Genomic DNA, 24,356 nt, shown 5'->3' on the forward strand with positions numbered 1-24,356 from the left:
AACTTTTGTTGCGCCGGGATGTCCTTTCAATGAAGCTCGGACACGCTGGTGTAAAGTCGTTTTCCTGGGGTTTCTCCTAAAGGACACGATGGTGCATGACTCCCACGAAACGTCGATCCTGCTTTTCTCTTATGGAACGCTGCAGGACAAAACGGTGCAACTGGCCACTTTCGGCCGCGAATTGACTGGGCGGCCCGATGCGATGACGGGTTATGTCCAGCACTGGGTGGACATTACCGACCCCGAGGTCTTGAAGACCAGCGGCAAGGCGCAGCACCCGATCGTGTATGCCAGCTACGACCCTAAAGACGAAGTCCCGGGCACGGTGTTCGAAATCACCCAGGACGAACTGCGCGCGGCCGACAGCTATGAAGTCGCCGACTACAAGCGCGTGTCGGTGCTGCTGAAATCCGGCGTGCACGCCTGGGTGTACATCAAGGCTTGATCCCCATTCCCGCTGCGGGATGCCGCTTTCAGGGGCCGCCCCGCGGCCTTTCTGTTTAGATCACCGGGCGCTAGGGCTTCAGGCCCAGGCGCCGCGCCAGCTTATGCAGGTTGCTGGGGTCGACGTCCAGCGCGCGCGCGGCGTGGGCCCAACTGCCCTGGTGCGTGTGCAGCGCCCGGCGGATCGCCTGGCGTTGGCAGGCGTCCACCGTGTCGCGCAATGACGGGATGCCGGCGGCAGGCCCATCGTCGGGCCCAAGGTCCGGGGCGGGCATGGGCGCGTCGTGGTCGGACACGTCCAGCAGCCCGGTTTCCAGCGTCACGATGTCGTTGCGGTCGGCGCCGTGACTGACCGCCTTGATGGCGGCACGGCTGATGACGTGTTCCAGTTCGCGCACGTTGCCTGGCCAGGAATAGCGGCGCAGCATTTCTTCGGCCTCTTCGGACAGCCGCAAGCTGCGCAGGCCTAGCCGCGCCCGGTTCAGTTCCAGGTAGCGGCCGGCCAGCAGCAGGATGTCGTTGCCGCGCTCGCGCAGCGGCGGGATCGGCACCGGGTAGACGGACAGGCGGTGATAGAGGTCGGCGCGGAAATCCCCGGCTTGCACCCGATCTCGCAAACTGCGGTTGGTGGCGGCGACGATGCGCACGTCCACGGTGCGGGGGCGGTCGTCGCCCAGGCGCTGGATTTCGCCGTTCTGCAAGGCGCGCAGCAGCTTGGCCTGCACCAACAACGGCAGTTCGCCGACCTCGTCCAGGAACAGGGTGCCGCCGTTGGCCGCTTCGAAGCGGCCGGGCCGGTCGGTGACCGCGCCGGAGAACGCGCCTTTGGCGTGGCCGAACAATTCACTTTCGGCCAGGGATTCCGGCAGGGCGGCGCAGTTCACATGCACTAGCGGCTTGCCGCCGCGACGCGACAGACGATGCACGCGGTGCGCGAACAACTCCTTGCCGACGCCGGTTTCGCCCAGCAGCAGGATTGGCAGATCGGAATCCGCCACCACGTCGATTTCATGCAGCAGGCGGACAAGGGGGGCGCTGTTTCCCAGGATTTCGTAGCGGTCCGTGGCCACGTTGTCGACGGGGGCGGGGCCGCGGGCGTCGCGCAGGGCGCGGATCTCGGTTTCCAGCCGGGTGGTGCGCAGCGCGGCCTCGACCAGCACGATGGCGTCACGCAGTTCCGACTGGGCTTCGGCGTCGAAGGTGCCGACTTCCAGCGCATCCAGCGTCAGTACGCCCCAGGGCTGGCCTTCAACATGCAGGCTGGTGCCCATGCAGTCGTGTACGGGCAGCGGTTCGCCGGCCATGCCGTTGATCAGGCCGTCATAGGGATCGGGCAGGGTGCTGTCATGATGGAAGCAGGTGACGCCGCGGCGAGCCAGGATGGCGGCCAGGCGCGGGTGCTGGTGCACGGCGAAACGCCGGCCCAGCGCGTCCCGGGTCAGGCCGTCGACCGCGATGGGGCGCAGGTGATCCTCTTCCTGCTGAAGCAAGGCGACGGCACCGCACCGGAAATGCGCGCGCAGGCTGGAGACCAACCGTTGCAGGCGGATGGCGGGCGGCAGGTCGGCTACCAGGTCGGCAAGCAGGAGGTTTTGCATGGGGTTGATTTTACCGTCGCGGGGTGATTAAAACCCCAGGTTGCGACGGTGTTATCTACCCTAAGTTTTGCAAGTCTTTGATTTAACGCAACGTTTTCCTGGCATGGTTTTCGCTCTTACTCCGGTACCGTCAAGATCACTGGAGAGACGCGATGAGCATGGTTGAGCAATCCCTGGGTCAATTGGCCCGCAGCATTCCGGGCGCCACGCAGGTGTTCCACGAATACGAACTGGATTTTTGCTGTGGCGGCAAGAAAAGCCTGGGCGAAGCGGCGGCGCAGCGGTCGCTGGACCCGGCGCAGATCGAAGCGCGCCTGATCGCGCTGTCGCGCAACCCGCCCCAGGAGAAGGATTGGGGCCTGGCATCGGCCGCCGAACTGATCGACCACATCCTGGCGCGCTATCACGACGTGCACCGCCAGCAGTTGCCCGAGCTGATCCGGCTGGCATTGAAGGTGGAACAAGTGCACGCCGACAGCCCGGATTGTCCGACCGGCCTGGCCGACCACCTGCGCACGATGCACCAGGAACTGGAAAGCCATATGCAGAAGGAAGAGCAGGTGCTGTTTCCGATGCTGGCGCGCGGCCACGGAGCGATGGCGACCATGCCCATCATGGTGATGCGCATGGAACACGACGACCATGGCGTGGCCTTGGAACGCCTGCTGGCGCTGACGAACGACCTTACCTTGCCGCGCGCCGCATGCAATACCTGGCGCGCGTTGTATCTGGGCATCCGCACGTTCAAGGAAGACCTGATGGCGCATATCCATCTGGAAAACAACATCCTGTTCGACGACGCCGGGGGGCGGGTACCGCCCAGCCCGATCCCGACACAAAAGGAATGAAAACGGCCAACCGTGTTGCAGCCGAACGGGCCGTGCCGCCTGTAAACTCGGGTCACCTTAAGGCTCAGGGGATGCTTGATGGCCGGCAGCAGTTTTTTCGCATTGTTCGACGACATCGCCACGATTCTGGATGATGTCTCCGTCATGACCAAAGTCGCGGCCAAGAAAACGGCCGGCGTGCTGGGCGACGACCTGGCGCTGAACGCGCAGCAGGTGGCCGGCGTGCCGGTCAACCGGGAACTGCCCGTCGTGTGGGCGGTGGCCCGGGGTTCCTTCATCAACAAGCTGATCTTGGTGCCGGCGGCGCTCTTGATCAGCACCTTCCTGCCATGGGCGGTGACGCCGCTGCTGATGCTGGGCGGCGCCTTTCTGTGCTTCGAAGGCGTGGAGAAGCTGGCCCATAAGTTCCTGCCGCATGGCGAGTCGGTCGAAGGCAATCACGCCGCGCGCGCCGAAGCGCTGCAGAACGCGTCCGTCGACATGGTCGCGTTCGAACGCGACAAGATCAAAGGCGCGGTGCGGACCGACTTCATCCTGTCCGCCGAGATCATCGTCATCAGCCTGGACGCGGTGGCGACCGCCGACTTCACGCGCCAGGTGATGGTGCTGTCGGTCATCGCCGTCGCCATGACGGTAGGCGTCTATGGCCTGGTGGCCGGCATCGTCAAACTGGATGACCTGGGCCTGTACCTGAGCCAGAAGCGGTCGCAGGCCATGGCCTGGCTGGGCAAGCGCATCGTGGGCGCGGCACCCTATCTGATGAAGACGCTGTCGGTGGTGGGCACCGCGGCCATGTTCATGGTGGGCGGCGCGATCCTGACCCATGGCATTGCGCCGGTGCACGCCGCCGTGGAGCACGCCGCCGCCGCGGTGGGCGGGGGCGCCGTGGTGCACGCGTTGACGTCCACCTTGCTTAACGCCCTGTTCGGCATCGTGGCCGGGGCCGTGGTGCTGGGCGTGGTCAGCGTGGTCAAGCGGCTGTTCAAGAAAGGCTGACGCGGCAGGGCGTCGCATCCGCGCGGCGCCCCAATACTTCCCCCAGATTGAAACAACGGCCGGCCTATCCGGCCTGGGCTTGTTGGCCCTAGGGAATCCCCTGCCTTGTTGGGCGGAAACACCTACGCCTAAAATTGGCGCCAATTTATGTGATCATTATTTTGCCCACCGGATAGACCATGTGCCCGCCCGCGGCCATGGAAACGAGGAAATCATGCAGTCCAACGCAGCTCCCGCCATCCAGCCCGACGCCGCCCGCGCGCGGGCCATATACGACCTGGGCCACAGCACGGTCTTCGCAGCCCGCACCGACCCGCGCTTTTCCTACTGCATGTATGTGCCGCCGCACATCGACACCGCCAAACATCCGATGGAACTGGTGGTGATCATGCACGGCACCGGCCGCGCTTTCGTGGAATACCGCGACGCGTTCGCCGAGTTCGCGCGCTGGAACGACTGCATCGTGCTGTGCCCGCTGTTCCCCGTGGGTCCGCTGGGCGACGGCAACCGCGACGGCTTCAAGCAACTGCGCGAGGGCGATATCCGGTACGACCAGATCCTGCTGGACATGGTGGCGGAAGTCGGCGAGAAATTCGGCCGCGATTTCAAAAAGTTCGGCCTGTTCGGCTATTCGGGCGGCGGCCAGTTCGTCAACCGTTTCGCCTACCTGCATCCGGAAAGCTTGTGGGCCGTGTCGATCGGCGCGCCGGGCTCGGTCACGCTGCTGGACCCCAGCCAGGACTGGTGGGTGGGCGTGCGCGACGTCGAGGCCCGTTTCGGCAAGGGCGTCGACATCGAGGCGCTTAAGCAGGTCGCCGTTCACATGATCGTGGGCAAGGCCGACCTGGAAACGTGGGAAATCACTCACCGCGAAGGCGGCAAGTTCTTTATGCCGGGCGCCAACGACGCCGGCAAGACACGCCCCGAGCGCCTGGAGGCGTTGCGGCGTTCTTTTGAAGCCCAGGGCGTGAAAGCGGAACTGGACCTGGTGGAGAACGTGCCGCACGACGGGCTGAAGTGCGTGGGCCAGGTGCAGGACTTCCTGGCGCGCGCGCTGCGCAAGTTGCGACATGTTGATCATTGATATCGCCGGACGCGGACGCGTCGCGCAGCCGCGCGGCGTTCAGGACTAGGAGAGGGCCATGCTGCGTTTTGCGCTATCCCGAATTGTCATGGCGGTGCCGACCCTGCTGATCGTGGCGGTGGCGGTGTTCGTGATGATCCGGTTGATTCCGGGTGATCCCGCCCAACTGCTGTTGGGCGATCTGGCCACGCCGGCCGCGCTGGCGGATCTGCGTGCGCGCCTGGGGCTGGACCAGACCTGGCTGACCCAGTTCGGCATCTGGTTCGGCAACATGCTGCACGGCGATCTGGGATCGTCCATCAACACCGGGCAGCCTGTGCTGCCGCTGGTGTGGGACCGCTTCCTGATCAGCGGGCGCGTGGTGCTGGTGGCGGTGCTGTTTGCCGCGCTGGTGGCCGTGCCCGCCGGCATGATCGCGGCCTGGAAGCAGAACAAATGGCCCGACCTGTTCCTGGTCGGTTCGGCGACCCTGCTGGTGTCCATCCCGACCTTCTGGCTGGGCTTGCTGCTGCTGATCTTCTTCGGCCTGAAGCTGCAATGGCTGCCGGTGGTGGGCTACGTGTCCATCGGTGAAGACTGGAAGGCGGGCCTGCTGTACCTGGCCATGCCCATCCTGACGCTGTTCCTGCACGAAATCGGGGTGTTGATGCGCATGGCGCGCGCCAGCACGCTGGAAGTGCTGCGGCTGGACTACATCACCCATGCGCGGGCCAAGGGCCTGTCCGAGTCGGCCGTGCTGATGCGCCACGCGTTCCGCAACGCCTTCGGCCCCACCTGGACACTGATCGGCCTGGTGCTGGGTAATCTGCTGGGCGGCATCGCGGTGGTGGAAACGGTGTTCACCATTCCCGGACTGGGCCGCCTGCTGGTGGACTCGATTTTCGCGCGCGACTACCCGGTGATTCAGGGCTGCCTGCTGTTCGTGGGCGTCGTCTACGTGATCGTGAATCTGCTGATCGACCTTTGCTATCCCATCTTCGACCCGAGAGTGACCGCCGAATGAAAAAGCGAATCGCAGCTAACGCGCTCCTGGGCGGCGTGATCGTCGGGGCGATGATCGTCGCGGCGGTCATGGGCGCTTTCTGGACGCCGCATGACCCGCTCAAGATCAACTTCGTCGCGCGGCTCAAGCCGCCGGGCGGCGACTTCCTGCTGGGCACCGACGAATTCGGCCGCGATGAACTGTCGCGCTTGTTGGCCGGGGCCGCAAGCAGCGTCTGGATCAGCCTGCTGACCGTCACGTTCGCCATCGTGGCGGGCACCGCCATCGGCACTTTGACCGGTTTCGTGCGCGGTTGGACCGACCGCATCATCATGGCCTTCAACAATGCGCTGCTGGCCTTCCCGGGCCTGTTGCTGGCGCTGGGGCTGCTGGCCGTGGTGGGCGCCAACAAGTACGGCATCATCCTGGCGTTGGGCCTGGCCTACACGCCGTCGGTGACGCGCATCGTGCGGGGCACGGTGCTGTCGTTGCGCGAAAAAGAGTTCATCGAATCGTCCCGGGTGCTGGGCAATTCAGAGCTCTACACCATGTTCCGGCATGTGCTGCCCAACTGCGTCGCGCCGTTGACCGTGCTGGCCACGTCCATGTTCGGCTGGGTGATCCTGGCGGAAAGCGCGCTGTCCTTCCTGGGCTTGGGCGTGCCGCCGCCCGCGCCGACCTGGGGCAACATGCTGGCCGCCGCGCGTCCGTTCATGGCGCAGGCGTCCTACCTTTCCATTCTTCCCGGCCTGGCCATTGCGCTGGCGCTGCTGGGGATCAACCTGCTGGGCGACGCGGTGCGAGACCGCCTTGACCCCCGCATGAGGGGCGTGCAATGAGCGCACTGGTAGCGGTATCGAACCTGACCCTGACCGTGGGCGCCGGCGGCCGCGAGATCGTCAGCGGCGTGTCTTTCGAGGTCGCGCCGGGCGAAATGGTCGGCATCGTCGGCGAATCCGGCAGCGGCAAGACCCAGGCGGCGCGCGCCATCATGGGCCTGACGCCGGCGCCGCTGGTGGTCGCGGGCGGGGCCATTGTGTTCGAGGGCGTCGACGTGACGAAGGCCGAGCCGGCCGTGCTGCGCAAGCTGCGCGGGGCGCGCATCGGCATGGTCTTCCAGGAGCCGATGACGTCGCTGAACCCGTCCATGCCGATCGGCCGCCAACTGGACGAAGGCCTGAAACTGCACCGCAAGTCCTTGTCCACGGCGCAGCGCCGCGAACGCATCCTTGAAATGCTGCGCCGCGTGGGCATCCGCGACCCCAAGGGGGCGATGGACGCCTGGCCGCACGAGTTCTCGGGCGGCATGCGTCAACGCATGATGCTGGCCTCGGTGATGCTGCTGGAGCCGGCGCTGCTGATCGCCGACGAGCCCACCACCGCCCTGGACGCGGTGGTGCAGCGCGACGTGCTGGAACTGATGGTGGACCTGACGCGCGAACACCACACGGCGGTGCTGATGATCAGCCATGACCTGCCGATGGTGGCGCGCTACACCGAGCGCATGGTGGTGATGCAGCACGGCAAGGTGCTGGAAACCGGCACGACCGCCGGCATCCTCGCGCGGCCGCAGCATCCCTACACGCGCAAGCTGCTGGACGCGATGCCCCGCCGGCTGCCGGCCCGCAAGCTGGCGCCGGAGGCGCCCATCGTCGAGGTCAAGAACCTGGTGGTGGATTACGCCGGCCATCAGCGGCTGTTTTCCCGCACGGGCGCCAAGCGCGCCTTGAACGGCATCGACCTGCACGTTCAGCCGCGAGAGGTCGTGGCGGTCGTGGGCGGATCGGGTTCGGGCAAGACGACGCTGGGCCGGGCGATCGCGGGTCTGCTGGCGCCCACGTCCGGCCAGATCCTGTTCCGCAACCAGCCGGTGAACCGGCGCTCGGCGGCCTGGCGCGACTACCGCTTGAATTGCCAGATGGTGTTCCAGGACCCGTATTCGTCGCTGGACCCCCGCATGACCATCGGCCAACTGGTAGGCGAAGGCCTGCGCATGCTGGACAACATGTCTTCGGCGGACAAGCGCCGTCGGGTCGACGAGGTGTTGGCGGAGGTGGGCCTGGGGTCGGAGTACGCCACGCGCTTTCCGCACGAAATGTCGGGCGGCCAACGCCAGCGCGTGGCCATCGCCCGCGCCATCGTGCGCCGGCCAGCGTTCGTGATCGCCGATGAACCCGTTTCCGCCCTGGACGTGACCGTGCGGGCGCAGGTGCTGGATCTGTTCGCCGATCTGCAGGAACGGCACGGCTTTTCGTGTTTGTTCATCAGCCACGACCTGGGCGTGGTCGAGCAGGTGGCGGACCGGGTAGTGGTGATGCGCGACGGCGGCATTGTCGAACAGGGCTCGCGCGACGCGGTGTTCGACCAGCCTCGGGAAGACTACACGCGCAGCCTGCTGTCGGCGATCCCGGCGCTGGAATCCACCGACACCGGCGGCGTGCGCCTGCGCTGGCGGTTGGACGGGCAAGAGCCCGTGCGGGCGATTGCGTGAGGGCAGGGGGAACTCCCTGCTATCGCCGCAGGAAGTTATGCCTAAAATACGCGTTTTGGAATTGATTGACGGGAGTGGTCCATGCCGAAAGCGGCGGCGGCACAACCCGGCCTGGTTGACCGTATTGCCCATGATATTCAGTCGGGTGTGTATGGTCCCGGCGCCTGGTTGAAACAGATCGACCTGCAAGAACGCTACGACGCCAAGCGTCTGGACGTCCGGCGGGCGTTAGACCAATTGGCCGCCAAGCGGCTGATTGCGCACATTCCGAACCGGGGCTATCACGTCTATGCGATGGACCCGGACCAGCATCTGCAGATCCGCGACATCCGCATCTTGCTGGAAACCGGGGCGGCGGCCGACTTGATGCCCAACGTCACGGCGGCCAAGGTGCGTGCGCTGCGCACCTTGGCCGAACGTTTCGCCAAGCTGCTGCATGACGGCACCCTGTTGGAGCAATACGAGGTCAATCTGGCGTTTCACGCAGGCATGTACGACCTGTGCAGCAATCGCGAACTGGCGGCGTTGATCCAGGAAACCCGCGCGCGGGGACCCGCCGCGCCCGCCAAGGAATGGGTCACCCGTTCACGCATCGAGATCTCGGCGCGAGAGCATTTCGACATGGTCGACGCGCTGGAGGCGCGCGACGTGAAGCGGCTGCAGAAGATCATCGCCCAGCACGTGGGCCAAGATATTTCCTGACGCGGCGCCGCTTGCCCGATTGCGCTTCGCCCATGCGGCGGCCCGCCTGAAAAGGGGGCTGCCGCAGTGTTTCTGGCGGGCGTTTCAGGGATACCCCCGATGGCGCACCAACGCCGACTCTCCATAATTAGCAGATTATTTTGGCGCCAATATATGCGTGAATTTTGCGCCACACGCCGGGGAGTCTTTTCCATGCACCACCACTTTGTTCCCAGGGCGCTTGCGCTCTCCGTGGCGCTTGCCGCCGTCCCCGTCCACGCCGCCGTGCTGACCGTGGCGCAACCGGCGGACATCCGGTCGACCAACCCTGGCGTGAACCGCGATAACACCACCGACGGCGTGGTGCTCAACATCGTCGAAGGCCTGGTCGGCTACCGCGAGGACGGAACGGTCGGCCCGCTGCTGGCCAAGTCGGTGGAGCTGTCGCCGGATGGCCTCGCCTATACCTTCACGCTGCGCGACGGCGTCAAGTTCCACAACGGCGCCACGCTCACGTCGGCCGACGTGATCTGGAGCTGGCAGCGCTACATGGATCCGAAGACGGATTGGCGCTGCCGCAGCGATTTCGACGGCCGCAATGGCCTGAAAGTCACCGACGTGTCCGCGCCCGACGCGAAGACCGTGGTGATGAAGGTGGACCGCAAGTCGGCGGTGTTCCTGGATTCGCTGGCCCGCACCGATTGCGGCATGACCGCCATTATTTCGAAAGATTCGGTCGCCGCCGACGGCTCGTGGATCAAGCCCGTGGGCACGGGCCCCTACATGTTCAAGGACTGGAAGCGCGGCGAATACACCTTGCTGTCCGCATTCAAGGACTACACGTCGCCCGACGGCGATAAGCCAGACGGCTACGTCGGTTCCAAACGCCCGCTGGTGGACGAGGTGAAGTTCCTGGTGGTGCCGGATCCGTCTACGTCCAAGGCCGGCCTGATGTCCGGCGCCATCGACGCCAGCCAGATCACCAACACCGATGTAGGCGAACTGAAAAGCGCCAAGAACCTGACGGTTTTCAGCCCGCACGATGCCGTCAAGCATGTGCTGTTGTTTCAGACCCAGGACCCGGTGCTGAAGAATGTGAAGGTGCGCCAGGCGATCGCCGCCGCGCTGGATATCCCGCAAGTGGTCGCCGCCGCGTCTGAGGGGCTGGGCCGGTTGAACAACTCGGCGGTCTACGCGGGATCGGCCTACTACAAGGACGCCGAAAAGCGCAGCTACCAGTACGACCCGGCGCGCGCGCAGCAACTGCTGAAGGAAGCGGGCTACAAGGGCGAACCCATTGTTATTTATGCCAACAAGCGCGCCCACGTACCCAGCTATCAGGTGGCCGTGATCGCCCAGGCCATGATGCAGTCGGTCGGCATCAACGCCAAGATCGAAGTGCTGGAGTGGGCCACGCAGCTGGACCGCTACAACACCGGCAAGTATCAGGTCAGCTCGTTCTCGTTTTCGTCCCGGCTGGACCCGTCGCTCAGTTTCGAGCAGTTTGCCGGCGACAAGGCCAAGCAGCCGCGCAAGGTCTGGGACGACCCCGCCGCGCAAAAGCTGATCGACGAGAGCTTCCTGGAATCCGACCCGGCCAAGCGCCAGGCACTCTTCGATCAGTTGCACGCGCTGATGCTGGAACAGACGCCGATGCTGATGCTGTACAACGGCGCGGACGCTTGGGCCGTCGGCAAGCGCGTCCAGGGCTTCTCGGTCTGGGAAGGCAAGCCCCGCGTGTGGGAAACCAAAGTGGTAGAAGGAAAATAGGCCGGCGTGCGAAGCAAGCATCGCCACGACGCCCCGAACCATGTATGCCGATTGTGGCCGCCCGCGCGGCCGCAATTCGGCGGCCTACTTAATACAGCGCGCGCTCACTGAGCAACCCGCTCCACTTCCCATGCACGCGGCTTTTTCACCGCCCAAGGTTGATACCCCTTGATGCTGCTCCGGTAAGCCCCGATATCCAGCCCGTTATAAAGCGGAATGCTAGGCACATCCTCCAAGAACAACCGATGCAGTTGATCGAACGCCGCCTGCCGTTTGGCATGGTCCGTATCGACGGACGCCGCCGCCACCAGCTTCGCGGCCTCCGGGTTATCCCAGATCTTGCGCGGTTGCTTGGCCTTGTCGCCCGTCACCATCTCGTAGTTCAGCGCCGCGTCCAGGCGCGCTGAATACGGGAACGTCATCATCTGGTAAGTACCCGCGTTATAGCGGTCCAGCTGCGTCGCCCACTCCACCACCGACAATTGCGCGTTGATGCCCACCGACTGCAGCATCGCCTGCACGATCACGGCCGAGTTATACGACTGCGGGTAGCGTTTGGTGGTCAGGATCGATAGCGCCTGGCCCTTGTAGCCCGCTTCCTTCAACAGCTTCTGCGCCTGCGCCGGATCGTAATTCCAGCCTTGCTTCTGGACCGCATCATGGTAGGGCGACACCAGCGGCACAATGGAATTGTTGGGCTGGGCCAGGCCTTCGGTCACGGCCGCGGCCAATTGCTTGTAGTCGATGGCGTGGGCCAAGGCCTGGCGCATCTTGGGGCTGGACAGCACCGGGTCCTTGGTCTGCAGCAGCAGTGCCGTCATGCTCATCACCGGCGCATAGGCCACCTTCACATTCGGCGTGCCTTGCAGCACGGGAACGTCGTTGTTGGACACGTCTTCAATGATGTCGATGTTGCCGCGCTGCAAAGCGGCCTTGGCGGTGGAATCGTCCGGTACGATCATGAAGCGGGCTTCGTCCACCAGCGGGCGCTTCGACCCGGTATAGCCGTCGCGCTTGCCATCCAGGTTCGAATAGCCGGCGAACTTGGTCAGGCGGATATACTCGCCGCGCTTCCATTCAGCCAATTCGAACGGGCCGGTGCCAATGGGCTTGATCCAGGCGCCGTCCGCGCCGACCGAATCCCTGGACAGGATGCCGGTGCCGCCGCAATCGGTGCGGGCCAGCGACGCCAGAAACAGGCTGGTAGGCTTTTCCAGGTGATACACCACCGTCTGCGCATCGGGCGCTTCCACGCCGGTGACCTTCACCGTGCCGCGGCCGTCGAATTCGCTGGCGCAGCGCCAGCCGGAATTGGCGGCGGTGTAGTGCTGCCAGGTCCACAGCACGTCGGCCGATGTCATCGGTTTGCCGTTGTGAAACTTGATGCCGTCGCGCAGCTTGAACGTATAAGTCTTGCCATCGGGACTGATGTCGACCGATTTGGCCAGCAGTGGGCGCACTTCGGCGTCCTCGCCGTAGGCCACCAGGCCTTCAACGATGTGCAGCACGACCGCGTCGCTGTTGCTGTCGCGGTTGACGCCGGGCTCGGTGGAGCGGATGTCGGCCGTCAGCGAAATACGCAGCGGCGGCGCCGATTGCGCGACCGCCGTGCCGGCCAGGCCGGCAAGCGCCAGCGCAACCGCGGCGCGCAGACAATGAATCTTCATTGATATTTCCTCGGGTTGCGCGGACGCGTTGCCGGTCAGGCGGCGGCCAGCAGTTCAGGTTCTGCGGTCAGGCTGTAGCGGGTGAACGTGCGGTTAAGCGCCGGCAGCGGTGCCACTTCCATCAGGCCGGCGGCGGGTTCCATCACGACCATGGCGACCGTGGCCGACAAATTGTCGTGGCTGCCGGGGCGCGGCGGGCGGCAAACGGAGTAGGGCGAACCGAAGTCGTCGAACAGCGCGCGCTTCAAGTCGTCGCGCGTCAGTTCCGTCTTTTCGTTCAGCAGGCGGCGCACGCGCCAGTCGCGGTAGGCGCTTTCCGGTGTGCTGGCACGGCCGGTGTCGCGCAGCTTGCCAAGCGCCACTTCGCTGACCCAGTGGTTGGCGTGCACGATCAGGTCGTCGGCGCCCGGGTAGATCGGGAAGGCTTCATCCGTGGTGCATTCGTAGTCGACGCCAAAGCCGGCAGCCATGCCGATCATGATGTTGTTGGAGCACGACTTGGGCGTGGTGGCGACGGCCTTGATGGCCAGCGCGAAATGCTGCTGTTCCAGCACCTTGCGGCGGATCAGCGACAGCGGCACGCCCAGCTGGCGGAAGTCGCGGTCGGATTCCAGATAGTTCGCGGTGATGGACACGCCTGCGCTGTTCAGGCCGCTGCGCGCCAGGCCGCCGGCTTCCACGAACGTCAGGATGTCGGGGCCGTTGTCGTTGCGCACGCGCAGCACGACGGCGGTTTCGGCGCATTCGGCGCGCCAGTCCCAATTCTGGCCGTGGATCAGGTTGCCGTTGGCCGAGCGGGTGGGCAGGATCAACGCGCCGGTGCAGCCGTCGCCGGGTTCCAGTTCAGCCGCTTTTTTCTTTTCGGCGCGCGCCTTGGCGACGACTTCGGTGCGGGCGTTCACCATGACGATGTCTTCGAACGACACGTCGGCGCCTGCGGCGATGCCGCGCATTTCTTCGAGGTAGTGCGGGGCGAAGTCCTCGATCTCACGCGCGAAATGGGCGATGAGTTCGGTACGCGCCATGGCGTCGTAGCCCAGGTCGACCAGGGTCTGGCCGTACATGGCCGCGCTTTTGCGCACACGGTTGGCGGCTTGCTGGCCATAAGCGCGGCCACGGGCTTCGGGCGTGCCGGAAACCGATACGAAGGGGAATTGGGTGATCTGGGTCATGGACGGGTAAGCGGCGACGCGCGCCGTGGGGTCGGAAGGGGATTCAAATCTGCAAAAATGTTAGCTTATTTTGGCGCCAATATTGCTCAGGGTTTACCCAGTAGCGCGCTGACCGTCACCTTCCTGGCGACCCGGCTGAACACGATTGCGCAGGACAAGACGACGGCGCTGCTGCAGTCCGCCGCCCGCCGCATCGAATCGTTGGCCCTGGCCGCGCGCATGAAAGAACAGGCCCCCGCGCCGTAGGCGGCAGGGGCCTGTCTAAAGTCAAACGCAGCGGGTCGCGTCAGGGTTGCCTGGCGGCGGTCTCAGGTGCCCGCGTGGGTGATCCCATGGCCTGGAACAGCGCCGCGGTTTCGGTCAGGCGCGCATTCGCGTATTCCAGTTCGCGCAGCCGCGCAGCCACGTAGTGCTGTTCGGCCGCGTATTCCGTATACGGCGCCAGCGCGCCCAGCCGCACCCGGCTTGCCGTATTGCGATAGGACTGCTCGGCCGCGCGCCGCGATGCCTCGGCTGACGCCAGCGCCTGGCCGTCGGCGTCCAGGCGCGACAGCGTATCGGCCACATCCTGGAATGCGGTCAGCACGGTCTGCTTGTATTGCAGCACGGCGGCTTGATAGCGTTCCTGGGCGGCGCGGCGTTCGGCCAGCAGCGCGCCACCATGGAAGATGGGCTGCGTCAGCGATGCCCCGATGGCCCAGATCGGCCCGGCGCCCGACAGCGCCGACGGCCAACTGAAGCCGCCTTTGCCCATGGACGCCGATAGCGACAGGCTGGGAAACAGCTGCGCGGTGGCCACGCCTACGTCGGCCGCGGCGGCTTGCACCACGGCATCGGCCACCAGGATATCCGGCCGCGACGCCAGCAGTTCCGACGGCACCACCACCGGCACCTGCGGCGGCACCGCCAGCGTGCCGAATGCCAGATCGTCCGGGGCCTGATCGGGGCTGCGGCCCAGCAGCACGGCCAGCGCGTGCCGGGTGGCGTGCCATTGCGCGCGCAGGCCGGGCAGCGAGGCTTCCAGCGTGGCGGCATCCTGGTCGGCGTCCAGCGCATCGTTCTGCGATGCCGATCCCAGTTCGTAGCGGCGCTGCGTATCGCGCGCCACCTGGCGCAGCAGCACCACCTGCTTTTCCGTCAGCGCCACACGCTCGGCCAGCGAGGCGGACGTGATGGCGCCGGTGACGATATTGCCTGCCAGGGACCGGCGCGCGGATTCCAGCTGGAACGCCTGCTGTTCGACTTGCGCCGCCAGCGAGGCGTTGGCGAAGCGCGCGGCGCCGAACAAATCCAGGTCGTAGGTGGCCTGGATCTGTCCGGTGAAGACGTTGTACAGCGCCGTGGGCTCGGGCAGGTTCGGCATCGTCAGCGCGCGATTGCGCGTGGCGCTTACGCCGGCATCCACCGATGGCAGCAAGGACGAATTGACTTGCGCGCGCAGTTGCTCGCGCGCGCCGGCCAGGTTGCGTTCAGCGGCGGCCAGGTTGGGGCTGTTGGCCAGGCCTTCTTCCACCAGCGCGTCCAGCGCGGGGGAACCATAGCGTTTCCACCACTCTGGCACCGGGCGCGCACCTTGTTCGAAACGTTGCGCCACGCCCTGGGCGGTGGCGCCGGCAGCGGGCGTGGCTTCCACGCCGTACTGCGCGGGCGGCGTCACCGCGGGCGGCTTGCTGTCGGGGGCAAAGGCGCAGGCGCTCAGCACCAGAATCAGCGGCAGCGCCAGCGGCAGTCTGGCCGAACGGAGGCGAAGGTTCATCATCATCAGGTTCCTCGTTGCAGCGTGTCGGCGGCGTTGGCGCCGGGCGGCACGCCTTCCGGTTCGTCGCGTTCGTCGTGGCGCACGCGGAACCAGGCCGCATACAACGCGGGCAGGAAGAACAGCGTCAGCACGGTGGCGCTGGTGATGCCGCCCATCAACGCCGTCGCCATGGGGCCGAAGAAGTTGCTGCGCAGCAGCGGGATCAGGGCCAGCACCGCCGCGGCGGCCGTCAGCACAATGGGGCGGAAGCGCCGCACCGTGGCGCCGACGATCGCGTCCACACGCTTGTGTCCGTTCAGGATGTCTTGCTCGATCTGGTCGACCAGGATCACCGAGTTGCGCATGATGATGCCAAACATGGCGATCACGCCCAGCATGGCGACGAAACCGAAGGGCTTGCCGAACAGCAGCAGCGCGGCGACCACGCCGATCAGGCCCAGGGGCGCGGTCAGCACCACCATCAGCACCCGCGCGAAACTCTGCAGTTGCACCATCAGCAGGGTCAGTACGGCCACTGCCATCAGCGGCATCTGCGCATTGATGGACGACTGGCCCTTGGCGCTTTCCTCGACCGGGCCGCCGACTTCAATGCGGTACCCGACGGGCAGCTCGGCCCGGATCGCGTCCAGCTTCTTGTCGATGGCGTGCGTGACGTCGATGCCTTGCGATCCGCTGGCCACGTCGGCCTGCACCGTGATGGTGGGTTGGCGGTCGCGTTCCCAGATCACACCGTATTCCAGGTCATAGCGCACCTGTCCCAGGCTGCCCAGCGGCACGGGGCCGTTGGGTGTGGGCATGGCCAGCGTAGCCAGGCGGGCGGGGTCGACGCGTTCGTCGCGCGGTGCCCGCAGGCTGACGTTGATCAGCTTGTCGCGTTCGCGGTATTGCGTCACGTTGTAGCCCGACAGGGTCATGGCCAGGAAGTCGGAAATGTCGCTTGAACTGATGCCCAGCTCGCGCGCCTTCTGCTGGTCGATCTCGAAGCGCACGGAACGTTCCGACGGCTCGTCCCAATCGAACTGCACGTTCACGGAGCTGCTGTCCGCGCGAACTTCGGCGGCAACCTTTTCGGCCACGGCGCGCACGTCGGAGATCTTGTCGCCGCTGACTCGGAACTGCACCGGGTAGCCCACGGGCGGCCCGTTTTCCAGGCGCGACAGCCGGGTGCGGATGGCGGGGAATTCCTGGCGCAACATCGGCGTCAGCCATTGCGCCAGTTTTTCCCGGTCTTCCACGGAATGGGCGGTGATGACCAACTGGGCGAAGTTGGGCGTGGCCAGTTGCTGGTCAAGCGGCAGGTAGAAGCGCGGTGCGCCCGTGCCGACGAAACTGACCGAATGGTCGATTTCGGGCCGGCCATCCAGGGCCTTTTCCAGCCGTTCCACCTGGCGCAGGGTGGCGGCAAACGACGCGCCTTCCTGCAAGCGCACGTCCACCAGCAATTCGGTGCGGTCCGAACTGGGAAAGAACTGTTGCGGTACCAGCTTGAAGCCCGCCATCGACACGACGAAGATCAGCACGGTCGCCGCCAGCACCCAATAGCGCCGGTCCACGCACCACGCCACCCAGCCGCGCAGGCGCTGGTAGAAGCGGGTGTTGTAGATGTCGTGTTCGTGATCGTGCGGCAAGTGGGATTCGCGTTTGCGTTCGGGCAGCAGGCGATACCCCAGCAGCGGGATCAGCACCACGGCGGCGAACCAAGAGGTGATCAGCGCAATGGCGGACACCTGGAAGATCGACCGCGTGTATTCGCCGGTGCTGGACTTGGCCAGCGCGATCGGCAAAAAGCCCGCCACCGTGACCAGCGTGCCGGTCAGCATGGGGAAGGCTGTGCTGGTGTAGGCATAGGCCGCCGCGCGGGCGCGGCTCCAGCCTTGTTCCAGTTTCACCGACATCATTTCCACGGCGATGATGGCGTCGTCCACCAGCAGGCCCAGCGCCAGCACCAGTGTGCCCAGCGACACTTTGTGCAGCCCAATGCCGAATACATCCATGAACAGGGCCGTGACCGCCAGCACCACCGGAATCGAAATCACCACGACCATGCCCGTGCGCAAGCCCAGCGATACCAGGCTGACGATCAGAACGATGGCGACGGCTTCCGCCACCGATCGCAAGAAGTCGTCGACGGAATGCGACACCGCCTGGGGCATGCTGGACACCTCGGTCAGCGTCAAGCCGGCCGGCAGCTGGGCCTTCAACTTTTCGAACGTCGCGTCCAGCGATTTGCCTAGCCGCACCACGTCCTGCCCGGGCTGCATGGTGATGCCGATCCCCAGCACGGGGTTGCCGCCCGCGCGCATCTGTTCGATGGGCGGGTCGTCGTAGCCGCGATGGATCGTGGCGATGTCGCCCAGCCGGATCGACTTGCCGTTCACGCGGATCAGCGTATCCGCCAGCGCGCGGCTGTTCTCGAACTGGCCGGTGGGGCGCACGAAGATGCGGTCGTCGGCGGTCGTCAGCGTGCCGGCGCTGGCCACCGCGTTCTGCGTGTTGATCGCCTGGGCGATCTGTTGCGGCGATACGCCCAGCCGCGTCAGCTGCGTGTTCGAGATTTCGATGTAGACGTGTTCGGCCTGGTCGGCAAAGTAGTCGACCTTGGCAACCCCCGGCACGCGCAGCAGCACGGTGCGCAGCGTGTCCGCATAGTCATGCAGTTGCGCGGGCGGGAAGCCGTCGCCGTGCAGGGTATAGATATTGGTGTAGACGTCGCCGAACTCGTCGTTGAAGAACGGACCCTGCACGCCCTGGGGCAAAGTGGCCTGGATGTCGCCGACTTTCTTGCGCACCTGATACCACTGATCGGCCACCATGCTGGCCGGCGCCGAATCCTTCATGGTGTAGAAGATCAGCGATTCGCCGGGGCGCGAGTAGCTGCGCAGGAAGTCCGTGTTGGCGGTCTCTTGAAGCTTCTTGCCAATGCGGTCGGTGACCTGTTCCTGCACTTGTTGCGCCGTCGCGCCCGGCCATAGGGTCTTGATGACCATGACGCGGAAGGTGAAAGGCGGGTCTTCGGATTGCGCCAGCTTGGAATACGACAGCACGCCGAACAGCGTCACCAGCGTAATGATGAAGATCACCAGCGGCTGGTGGCGCAGCGCCCAGGCCGACAGGTTGAACTTGCCTTCTTCGTGGCTGTGGCCAGCCTCGCGGTCCGGCGCGCTCATGACGCAAAATCCTCGGGATGCAGCGGCGGCACCGCGCGGACGCGCTCGCCCGCCGAAACGGTGTGCACGCCCTGCCAGACCAGGCGCTCGCCTACCTTGACGCCGCCAGACAGCGTGACCGAACGCGCGTCGTAACGCAGCACTTGCACGCGGCGCAGTTCCAGCGTGTCTTCTTGTGGCTTGACCACCCACACCGCGGGTTGCTTGCCATCATGGAATAGCGCGGTGGCCGGCACGGTATAGGTCGTCTGGTTGTCCACGCCGCGGTTGTCGAAGCTGATGTTGGCGGTCATGCCCAAACGGACGTCGGGCGATGGGGAATCCAGCGTGAGCTTGACTCGGTAGGTGCGGCTTTGCGGATCGGCTGCGGGGGCGATCTCGCGCAAGGTGGCGGTAAAGGTCTTGCCGGGCAGCGGGCCCAGCGTGACATTGGCGCGCTGGCCAACCGCCAGCGCGGCCAGCACGCTTTCGGGCACGTCGCAGATGGCGTCGATGTCGCCAGACCAAGCCAATTGGTAGACGGGCGTACCCGCGGCCACGTTCTGGCCGGTGTCTGCCTGTTCCGCGGTAATGACGCCCGCGTGGTCGGCTTGCAGGGACGTGTATTTCAGCTGATCGGCCGATAGCGCCGCCTGCTGTGCGGCCTGGTCCCGCTGCGCCAGCGCCGAGGCGTATGCGTTGCGGGTCTGTTCCAGCTGGGTCGCGGCAATCAGGTTTTCACGCGACTGGGCGCGGTCCCGGTCCAATTGCTGGCGCGCATAGTCCAGTTGATGCTGGGCGGCCGACAATTGGGCCTTCGCGGCCGCCGCGTTCTTGGCGGCATCGGCCGGGTCCAGCTTGGCCACGATTTGGCCGGGCGTAACGGTGTCGCCCAACCTGACATGGCGTTCGATGATCTTGCCGGCCACGCGGAACGACAACGGCGTGCTGTAGCGGGCCTGCACTTCGCCCGGAAGCGTCCAGGCCGGCAGGCGCTCATCGGCCTGCACCGGCATGGCGACCACGGGGCGCGGCGTGGGAGGAGGCGCTTCGTTGCGGCCGCAGCCCGACAGCGCCGCGGCCAGCGCCAGGACGGCCGGCAAGGTCAGTCGGCGCGTCCGGCGGCGCGAAGGGGAAGAGGGCAATGCCGGGGCGGTGGCAAGGTCGTGCGCGGCAGGCATCGCGCAAGGGTCAGGACAATTCACGAAACACCTCGCGGCGCGGAAACGGGGCAAAAGAGGGCGAGTCAAACTCGATACGGCCTGGATTCTAATGCAACTATGAATTCGGATACAAGACTGTATTTGAATGGGCGGCCAGTGCTAAACTCGCGCCATGTCAAAAATCCGCCTTACCCGTGAGCAAAGCCGAGACCAGACGCGCCAGCGCCTGTTCGACGCGGCGCAATCGGTCTTTCTCAGCAAGGGCTTCGTGGCCGCCAGCGTCGAGGATATCGCCGAATTGGCGGGGTACACGCGCGGGGCCTTTTATTCCAATTTCGGCAGCAAGTCCGAACTTTTCCTGCAGTTGCTCAGGCGCGACCACGAAAAAGTGATGGCCGACATGCGCGCCATCTTCGAAGACGGCGAATCGCGCCCGCAAATGGAAGCTCGCGTGCTTGAGTACTACAGTACGCACCACCGTGAAAACGACTGTTTCCTGCTCTGGATGGAAGGCAAGCTGCAGGCGGCGCGCGACCCGGAGTTCCGGGTCGGTTTCACGGATTGCCTGCGCGAACTGCGCGCCGCCACCACGGAATACGTCCGCCAGTTTTCCGCGCACGTGGGCACGCCGCTGCCGATGCCGGCCGAACAGTTGGCCGTGGGGCTGTTGGCCCTGTCGGACGGCATGCAGTTCAGCTACGCCTTCGATCCGCAGGGCGTCACGCTGGAAATGACCGAAGCCGTGCTGGCGGGATTCTTCCGTCGCGTGGTCTTTGGCGACACGCAATCCATTTAGCCCTGTAACTCTGATATTTCGATCAAATTCAGGTCCGGATCGCGCAGATACACCGAACGGATCTTGCCGGTGGCGCCAGTGCGTGGCACCGGGCCTTCGATGATCGTGGCGCCGGCCTGGTTCAACCGGGCGATCACCTCGTCCAGCGGCCGATCGGCGATAAAACACAAGTCCAGCGCGCCCGGCACGGGCAAGTGCGCCTTGGGTTCGAACTCGTGGCCGCGCACGTGCAGGTTGATTTTCTGGTTGCCGAAGCGCAGCGCCTGGCGGCCCGCCCCGAAAGTCTCCAGGCGCATGCCCAGGATCCGGGTGTAAAAATCCACGGTGGCGTCGGGGTCGGTGCAGGTCAGGACCAGATGGTCCAGATGATCGATCATGCGCTTCTCCGTTATTTCAGATTGTCAGCTTTACGCTGGCCGTGATAGTAATACCAGCGGCGTGCAGCCAGACTGAGGGGGCCTGCGCCGGTTTTTCCAACCCTCGGGCGAAAGGAGCGGCAGCATGACTTCAGAAACCCGACCATCCACGATCAATCGGCCCGTGTTTTTTCCGGCGGCCATCTTCACGCTGCTGCTGGTCGGATTCGCGATCCTTGCGCCCAAGTCCGCGCAAAGCCTCTTTGAATCCGTGCAAAGCTGGATCCTGGGCAACGCCAGCTGGTTCTACATCCTGGTCGTGGCCATCATCCTGCTTGCCGTGGTGTTCCTGGCGGTCAGCCGATACGGCGACATCAAGCTGGGCCCGGACCACAGCGAACCGGACTACCGCAATTTCACCTGGTTCGCGATGCTGTTTTCCGCAGGCATGGGCATCGGGCTGATGTTCTTCGGGGTGGCGGAACCGGTGATGCACTTCATGTCGCCGCCGGTTGGCGAGGGCGCGACCGCCATCGCCGCGCGCGAAGCCATGAAGATCACGTTCTTCCATTGGGGCCTGCACGCCTGGGCCATCTACGCGGTGGTGGCGCTGATCCTGGCGTTCTTCAGCTATCGCCACGGGCTGCCGCTGACGCTGCGCTCGGCGTTGTATCCGCTGATCGGCAACCGCATCCACGGCCCCATCGGCCACGCCGTCGACATCTTCGCCATCATCGGCACCGTGCTGGGCGTGGCCACCTCGCTGGGGCTGGGCGTGGCCCAGATCAACAGCGGGCTGAACCACCTGTTCGGCATTCCCGTGGGCGTGACCACGCAGATCATCCTGATCATCATTACTTGCGGCTTGGCCACCATCTCTGTCGCCAGCGGCCTGGACAAAGGTATCCGCATCCTGTCCGAGACCAACCTGGTGCTGGCGGCGGTGCTGCTGCTGTTCGTGCTGATCGTCGGCCCCACCGTGTTCCTGCTCCAGACTTTTGTGCAGAACACGGGCGCGTACCTTTCCGACATCGTCAACAAGACCTTCAACCTATACGCCTATGAACCCACCGACTGGATCGGCGGCTGGACGCTGTTCTATTGGGGCTGGTGGATTGCGTGGTCGCCGTTCGTGGGCCTTTTCATCGCACGCATCTCGCGCGGCCGCACCATCCGCGAATTCGTGACCGGCGTCTTGCTGGTGCCCGCCGGCTTCACCCTGTTCTGGATGACGGTGTTTGGCGATACGGCCATCCATATGATTCTGGTCGACAAGGTGCAGGGCTTCGCGGAAGTGGTAGAGGCCGACTCATCGCTGGCCCTGTTCGCCTTCCTGGAACACCTGCCCTGGAGTGGCGTGCTGTCCATCGTCGCGATTGTGATGGTGGCGGTGTTCTTCGTCACGTCGGCCGACTCGGGGGCGCTGGTGGTGGACTTGCTGGCCTCTGGCGGGTCGGACCGCACGCCGGTATGGCAGCGCATCTTCTGGTCGCTGCTGATGGGGGCGGTGGCTATCGCGCTGCTGCTGGCTGATGGCCTGACCGCATTGCAGACGGCCACGATCGCCAGCGCGTTGCCGTTCTCCATCATCTTGCTGCTGGCGGTGTGGGGGTTGTTCAAGGCGCTGAAGCTGGACGCCACCAAGCGTGGCATCCGGTATCAGTCGTTGACCTTGTCGCGTCCGGCACGCGGCGGGCAGTCCTGGGAACGCCGCCTGCGCAACATGGTGATGATGCCGCGGCGCGCCCACGTGCAGCGCTTCATCAGCGACGTCGTGCGCCCGGCGCTGGATGACGTGGCCGACGAACTGCGCAAGCAGGGCTATGCCGTCGAGGTCCGGGAAAACGACAGCGACGGCAGCGCCGTCCTGGAGGTGTCCCATGGCGAACACCTGGATTTCTCGTATGCCGTGCAGCCCGAGGCCTTCGTGCGCCCCAGCCTGACGCCGGAAGAGGCCGCCGACGAGGATGAACGCAAGTACTTCCGCGCGGAAGTCCACCTGCGTGAAGGCGGGCAGGATTACGACATCATGGGTTGGAGCCGGGACGCCGTCATCGGCGACATCCTGGATCAATACGAGCGCCATCGTCACTATCTGCACATGGTTCGGACCTAGCGCACTGCGCGTTGCCCTTTCAAAAACCGCCGGACTCCGGCGGTTTTTTTCGTCCATAGGGGGCCGCTATGCCGGGGATTGGTTTAGCCGCTTTGACGGATTCGCAGGAATCATGGATTATCCAAGCATAATCTTGTTTAAATAGAGGGCGAATCATGAAGGCGAAAACAGGGGCATGGGCGGCGGGTGTCGTCGTGCTGGCGGTCGTGGCAGGGGGCGGGCTGCTCTGGAAGCTTGGCGGCCCGTCGCAAAAGGGCGGGTGGGCGATGCCGCCGGCCAAGGTGGCGGTAGCCCCCGCGGTACGGGCGGACCTTCCTGCGGCATTGACCGGCATCGGGTCTTTGGAGGCGACGCGCCAGGTGCAGGTTCCGGCGGAAGTGGACGGCCGCGTCACCCAGATTCTGTTCACGGCAGGGCAACGCGTGCAGGCCGGCCAAGTGCTGGTGCAGATGAACGACGCGCCCGAACAAGGTGAGCTGGCGCGCCTGCAGGCCCAGGCGCGCAATGCGCGGACCCTGCTGGAACGCACGCGCCGCCTGTTGCCGCAGCAGGCCGCCACGCGCGAACAGCTGGACCAGGCGCAGGCCGACTATGACCAGGCCGCCGCCGACATCAAGCGGGTGCAGGCGCTGATCGAGCAAAAGCGTGTCAAGGCGCCGTTCGACGGCGTGCTGGGCGTGCGCCGCGTCAATCTGGGGCAGTTTGCCAAGGCCGGCGACGCGCTGGTGTCTTTGACTGATGCGACCACGCTGTACGCCAATATCACGCTGCCCGAGCAGGCGCTGGGCGCCTTGCGCGCTGGCCAGCCCGTCACCGTGACCGTGGACGCCCACGCCGGGCGCGAGTTCACCGGACAGGTGACCACGGTGGAACCCCAGGTGGACCCGGGGTCTCGCACCGTGCGGGTGCAGGCCACGCTACCCAACGCCGACGGCGCGCTGGCCGCCGGCATGTTCGCGTATGGCCGCATCGGCCTGCCCGATCGTCCTGGCGTGATCACCGTGCCGGAGACTGCGGTCAGCTATAGCGCCTATGGCGATTCCGTCTACGTCCTGACGCCGCCTGCGGCCGACCCGCAGGGCGCGGCCCCCACCGTGCGGCAAGCCTACGTGAAGACCGCCGAGCGCGTGCGCGGCCGGGTCGTCGTGACCGAAGGGCTGGATGCCGGCGACCAGGTCGTGACGTCCGGCCAGCTGCGCCTGCATAACGGCGCGGCGGTCGACGTCATCGCCTCCGATACCGTGGCGCTGGACGGCGCGCGGCAATCCCTGGCGCAAGCCAGGTAAT

Annotated in this window: 20 protein-coding genes; 13 read left to right on the forward strand and 7 right to left on the reverse strand. The window is 65.4% G+C overall.

Features of this window, described 5'->3' with window-relative positions:
- The first annotated feature begins 88 nt into the window (after positions 1–88).
- Positions 89–445 carry a gamma-glutamylcyclotransferase family protein gene (locus ACI0FO_RS02010; protein WP_416023745.1) on the forward strand — a complete coding sequence of 119 codons (357 nt, stop codon included), beginning with the start codon at positions 89–91 and terminating at the stop codon, positions 443–445.
- A gap of 70 nt (positions 446–515) precedes the next feature.
- Here ACI0FO_RS02010 and norR read toward each other — a convergent pair whose 3' ends face one another.
- Positions 516–2,042: a nitric oxide reductase transcriptional regulator NorR gene (norR, locus tag ACI0FO_RS02015; RefSeq protein WP_416023747.1), complete on the reverse strand. Its 1,527-nt coding sequence runs from the start codon at positions 2,040–2,042 to the stop codon at positions 516–518.
- Positions 2,043–2,194: 152 nt separating this feature from the next.
- Here norR and ytfE point away from each other — a divergent pair, with 152 nt between their 5' ends.
- The 8 genes from ytfE (at position 2,195) to ACI0FO_RS02055 (ending at position 10,894) form a co-directional block, all read left to right on the forward strand.
- Positions 2,195–2,890: an iron-sulfur cluster repair protein YtfE gene (gene ytfE / locus ACI0FO_RS02020; protein ID WP_416023749.1), complete on the forward strand. Its 696-nt coding sequence runs from the start codon at positions 2,195–2,197 to the stop codon at positions 2,888–2,890.
- 78 nt (positions 2,891–2,968) lie between these two features.
- Positions 2,969–3,886 carry a DUF808 domain-containing protein gene (locus tag ACI0FO_RS02025; protein ID WP_416023750.1) on the forward strand — a complete coding sequence of 306 codons (918 nt, stop codon included), beginning with the start codon at positions 2,969–2,971 and terminating at the stop codon, positions 3,884–3,886.
- Between the two features lie 214 nt (positions 3,887–4,100).
- Positions 4,101–4,970, forward strand: a complete 870-nt coding sequence (locus ACI0FO_RS02030; protein WP_416023752.1) for an alpha/beta hydrolase — start codon at positions 4,101–4,103, stop codon at positions 4,968–4,970.
- Positions 4,971–5,028: 58 nt separating this feature from the next.
- Positions 5,029–5,973, forward strand: coding sequence for an ABC transporter permease (locus ACI0FO_RS02035; RefSeq protein ID WP_006223711.1), 945 nt, complete (start codon positions 5,029–5,031; stop codon positions 5,971–5,973).
- Positions 5,970–6,791 carry an ABC transporter permease gene (locus tag ACI0FO_RS02040; protein WP_105555188.1) on the forward strand — a complete coding sequence of 274 codons (822 nt, stop codon included), beginning with the start codon at positions 5,970–5,972 and terminating at the stop codon, positions 6,789–6,791. The genes ACI0FO_RS02035 and ACI0FO_RS02040 overlap by 4 nt, the downstream gene beginning before the upstream one ends.
- Positions 6,788–8,443, forward strand: coding sequence for an ABC transporter ATP-binding protein (locus ACI0FO_RS02045; protein ID WP_416023755.1), 1,656 nt, complete (start codon positions 6,788–6,790; stop codon positions 8,441–8,443). Before ACI0FO_RS02040 ends, ACI0FO_RS02045 begins: the two co-directional genes overlap by 4 nt.
- A gap of 81 nt (positions 8,444–8,524) precedes the next feature.
- On the forward strand, positions 8,525–9,145 hold the full coding sequence (locus ACI0FO_RS02050; RefSeq protein WP_416023757.1) for a GntR family transcriptional regulator: 621 nt from the start codon (positions 8,525–8,527) through the stop codon (positions 9,143–9,145).
- A gap of 192 nt (positions 9,146–9,337) precedes the next feature.
- Positions 9,338–10,894, forward strand: a complete 1,557-nt coding sequence (locus ACI0FO_RS02055) for an ABC transporter substrate-binding protein (RefSeq protein WP_416023759.1) — start codon at positions 9,338–9,340, stop codon at positions 10,892–10,894.
- A gap of 104 nt (positions 10,895–10,998) precedes the next feature.
- Here the strand turns inward: ACI0FO_RS02055 and ACI0FO_RS02060 are convergent, their stop codons facing one another.
- Both ACI0FO_RS02060 and ACI0FO_RS02065 read right to left on the reverse strand, forming a co-directional pair.
- Positions 10,999–12,561: an ABC transporter substrate-binding protein gene (locus tag ACI0FO_RS02060; protein WP_416023761.1), complete on the reverse strand. Its 1,563-nt coding sequence runs from the start codon at positions 12,559–12,561 to the stop codon at positions 10,999–11,001.
- Positions 12,562–12,596: 35 nt separating this feature from the next.
- Positions 12,597–13,733: a C45 family autoproteolytic acyltransferase/hydolase gene (locus tag ACI0FO_RS02065; protein ID WP_416023762.1), complete on the reverse strand. Its 1,137-nt coding sequence runs from the start codon at positions 13,731–13,733 to the stop codon at positions 12,597–12,599.
- A 57-nt stretch (positions 13,734–13,790) separates the two neighbouring features.
- Between ACI0FO_RS02065 and ACI0FO_RS02070 the strand changes: the two genes are divergently transcribed.
- Positions 13,791–13,979 (forward strand): hypothetical protein, encoded by a 189-nt coding sequence (locus ACI0FO_RS02070; RefSeq protein WP_416023764.1) that lies wholly within the window; start codon positions 13,791–13,793, stop codon positions 13,977–13,979.
- Between the two features lie 40 nt (positions 13,980–14,019).
- Here the strand turns inward: ACI0FO_RS02070 and ACI0FO_RS02075 are convergent, their stop codons facing one another.
- The 3 genes from ACI0FO_RS02075 to ACI0FO_RS02085 are packed head-to-tail and all read right to left on the reverse strand — an operon-like array spanning position 14,020 to position 19,819.
- Positions 14,020–15,492, reverse strand: a complete 1,473-nt coding sequence (locus ACI0FO_RS02075) for an efflux transporter outer membrane subunit (protein ID WP_416024535.1) — start codon at positions 15,490–15,492, stop codon at positions 14,020–14,022.
- A 2-nt stretch (positions 15,493–15,494) separates the two neighbouring features.
- A complete protein-coding gene (locus ACI0FO_RS02080; protein ID WP_416023766.1) occupies positions 15,495–18,659 on the reverse strand; it encodes an efflux RND transporter permease subunit in 3,165 nt (1,054 codons plus the stop codon).
- Positions 18,656–19,819, reverse strand: coding sequence for an efflux RND transporter periplasmic adaptor subunit (locus ACI0FO_RS02085; RefSeq protein WP_416024537.1), 1,164 nt, complete (start codon positions 19,817–19,819; stop codon positions 18,656–18,658). The genes ACI0FO_RS02080 and ACI0FO_RS02085 overlap by 4 nt, the downstream gene beginning before the upstream one ends.
- Before the next feature lie 154 nt (positions 19,820–19,973).
- Between ACI0FO_RS02085 and ACI0FO_RS02090 the strand changes: the two genes are divergently transcribed.
- Positions 19,974–20,597 carry a TetR/AcrR family transcriptional regulator gene (locus tag ACI0FO_RS02090; RefSeq protein WP_416023768.1) on the forward strand — a complete coding sequence of 208 codons (624 nt, stop codon included), beginning with the start codon at positions 19,974–19,976 and terminating at the stop codon, positions 20,595–20,597.
- Here the strand turns inward: ACI0FO_RS02090 and ACI0FO_RS02095 are convergent.
- Positions 20,594–20,974 carry a VOC family protein gene (locus ACI0FO_RS02095; protein ID WP_416023770.1) on the reverse strand — a complete coding sequence of 127 codons (381 nt, stop codon included), beginning with the start codon at positions 20,972–20,974 and terminating at the stop codon, positions 20,594–20,596. The two genes, ACI0FO_RS02090 and ACI0FO_RS02095, sit on opposite strands and share 4 nt — an antisense overlap.
- Positions 20,975–21,098: 124 nt before the next feature.
- Between ACI0FO_RS02095 and ACI0FO_RS02100 the strand changes: the two genes are divergently transcribed.
- The gene (locus tag ACI0FO_RS02100; RefSeq protein WP_416023772.1) at positions 21,099–23,069 is read left to right on the forward strand and encodes a BCCT family transporter; all 1,971 of its coding nucleotides are present in this window, start codon (positions 21,099–21,101) and stop codon (positions 23,067–23,069) included.
- A 155-nt stretch (positions 23,070–23,224) separates the two neighbouring features.
- A complete protein-coding gene (locus tag ACI0FO_RS02105; RefSeq protein WP_416023774.1) occupies positions 23,225–24,355 on the forward strand; it encodes an efflux RND transporter periplasmic adaptor subunit in 1,131 nt (376 codons plus the stop codon).
- The last annotated feature ends 1 nt before the right edge of the window (position 24,356 follow it).

The sequence above is a fragment of the Achromobacter marplatensis genome (genome assembly GCF_049060505.1).
GTDB classification, from domain to species: domain Bacteria; phylum Pseudomonadota; class Gammaproteobacteria; order Burkholderiales; family Burkholderiaceae_B; genus Achromobacter; species Achromobacter marplatensis_A.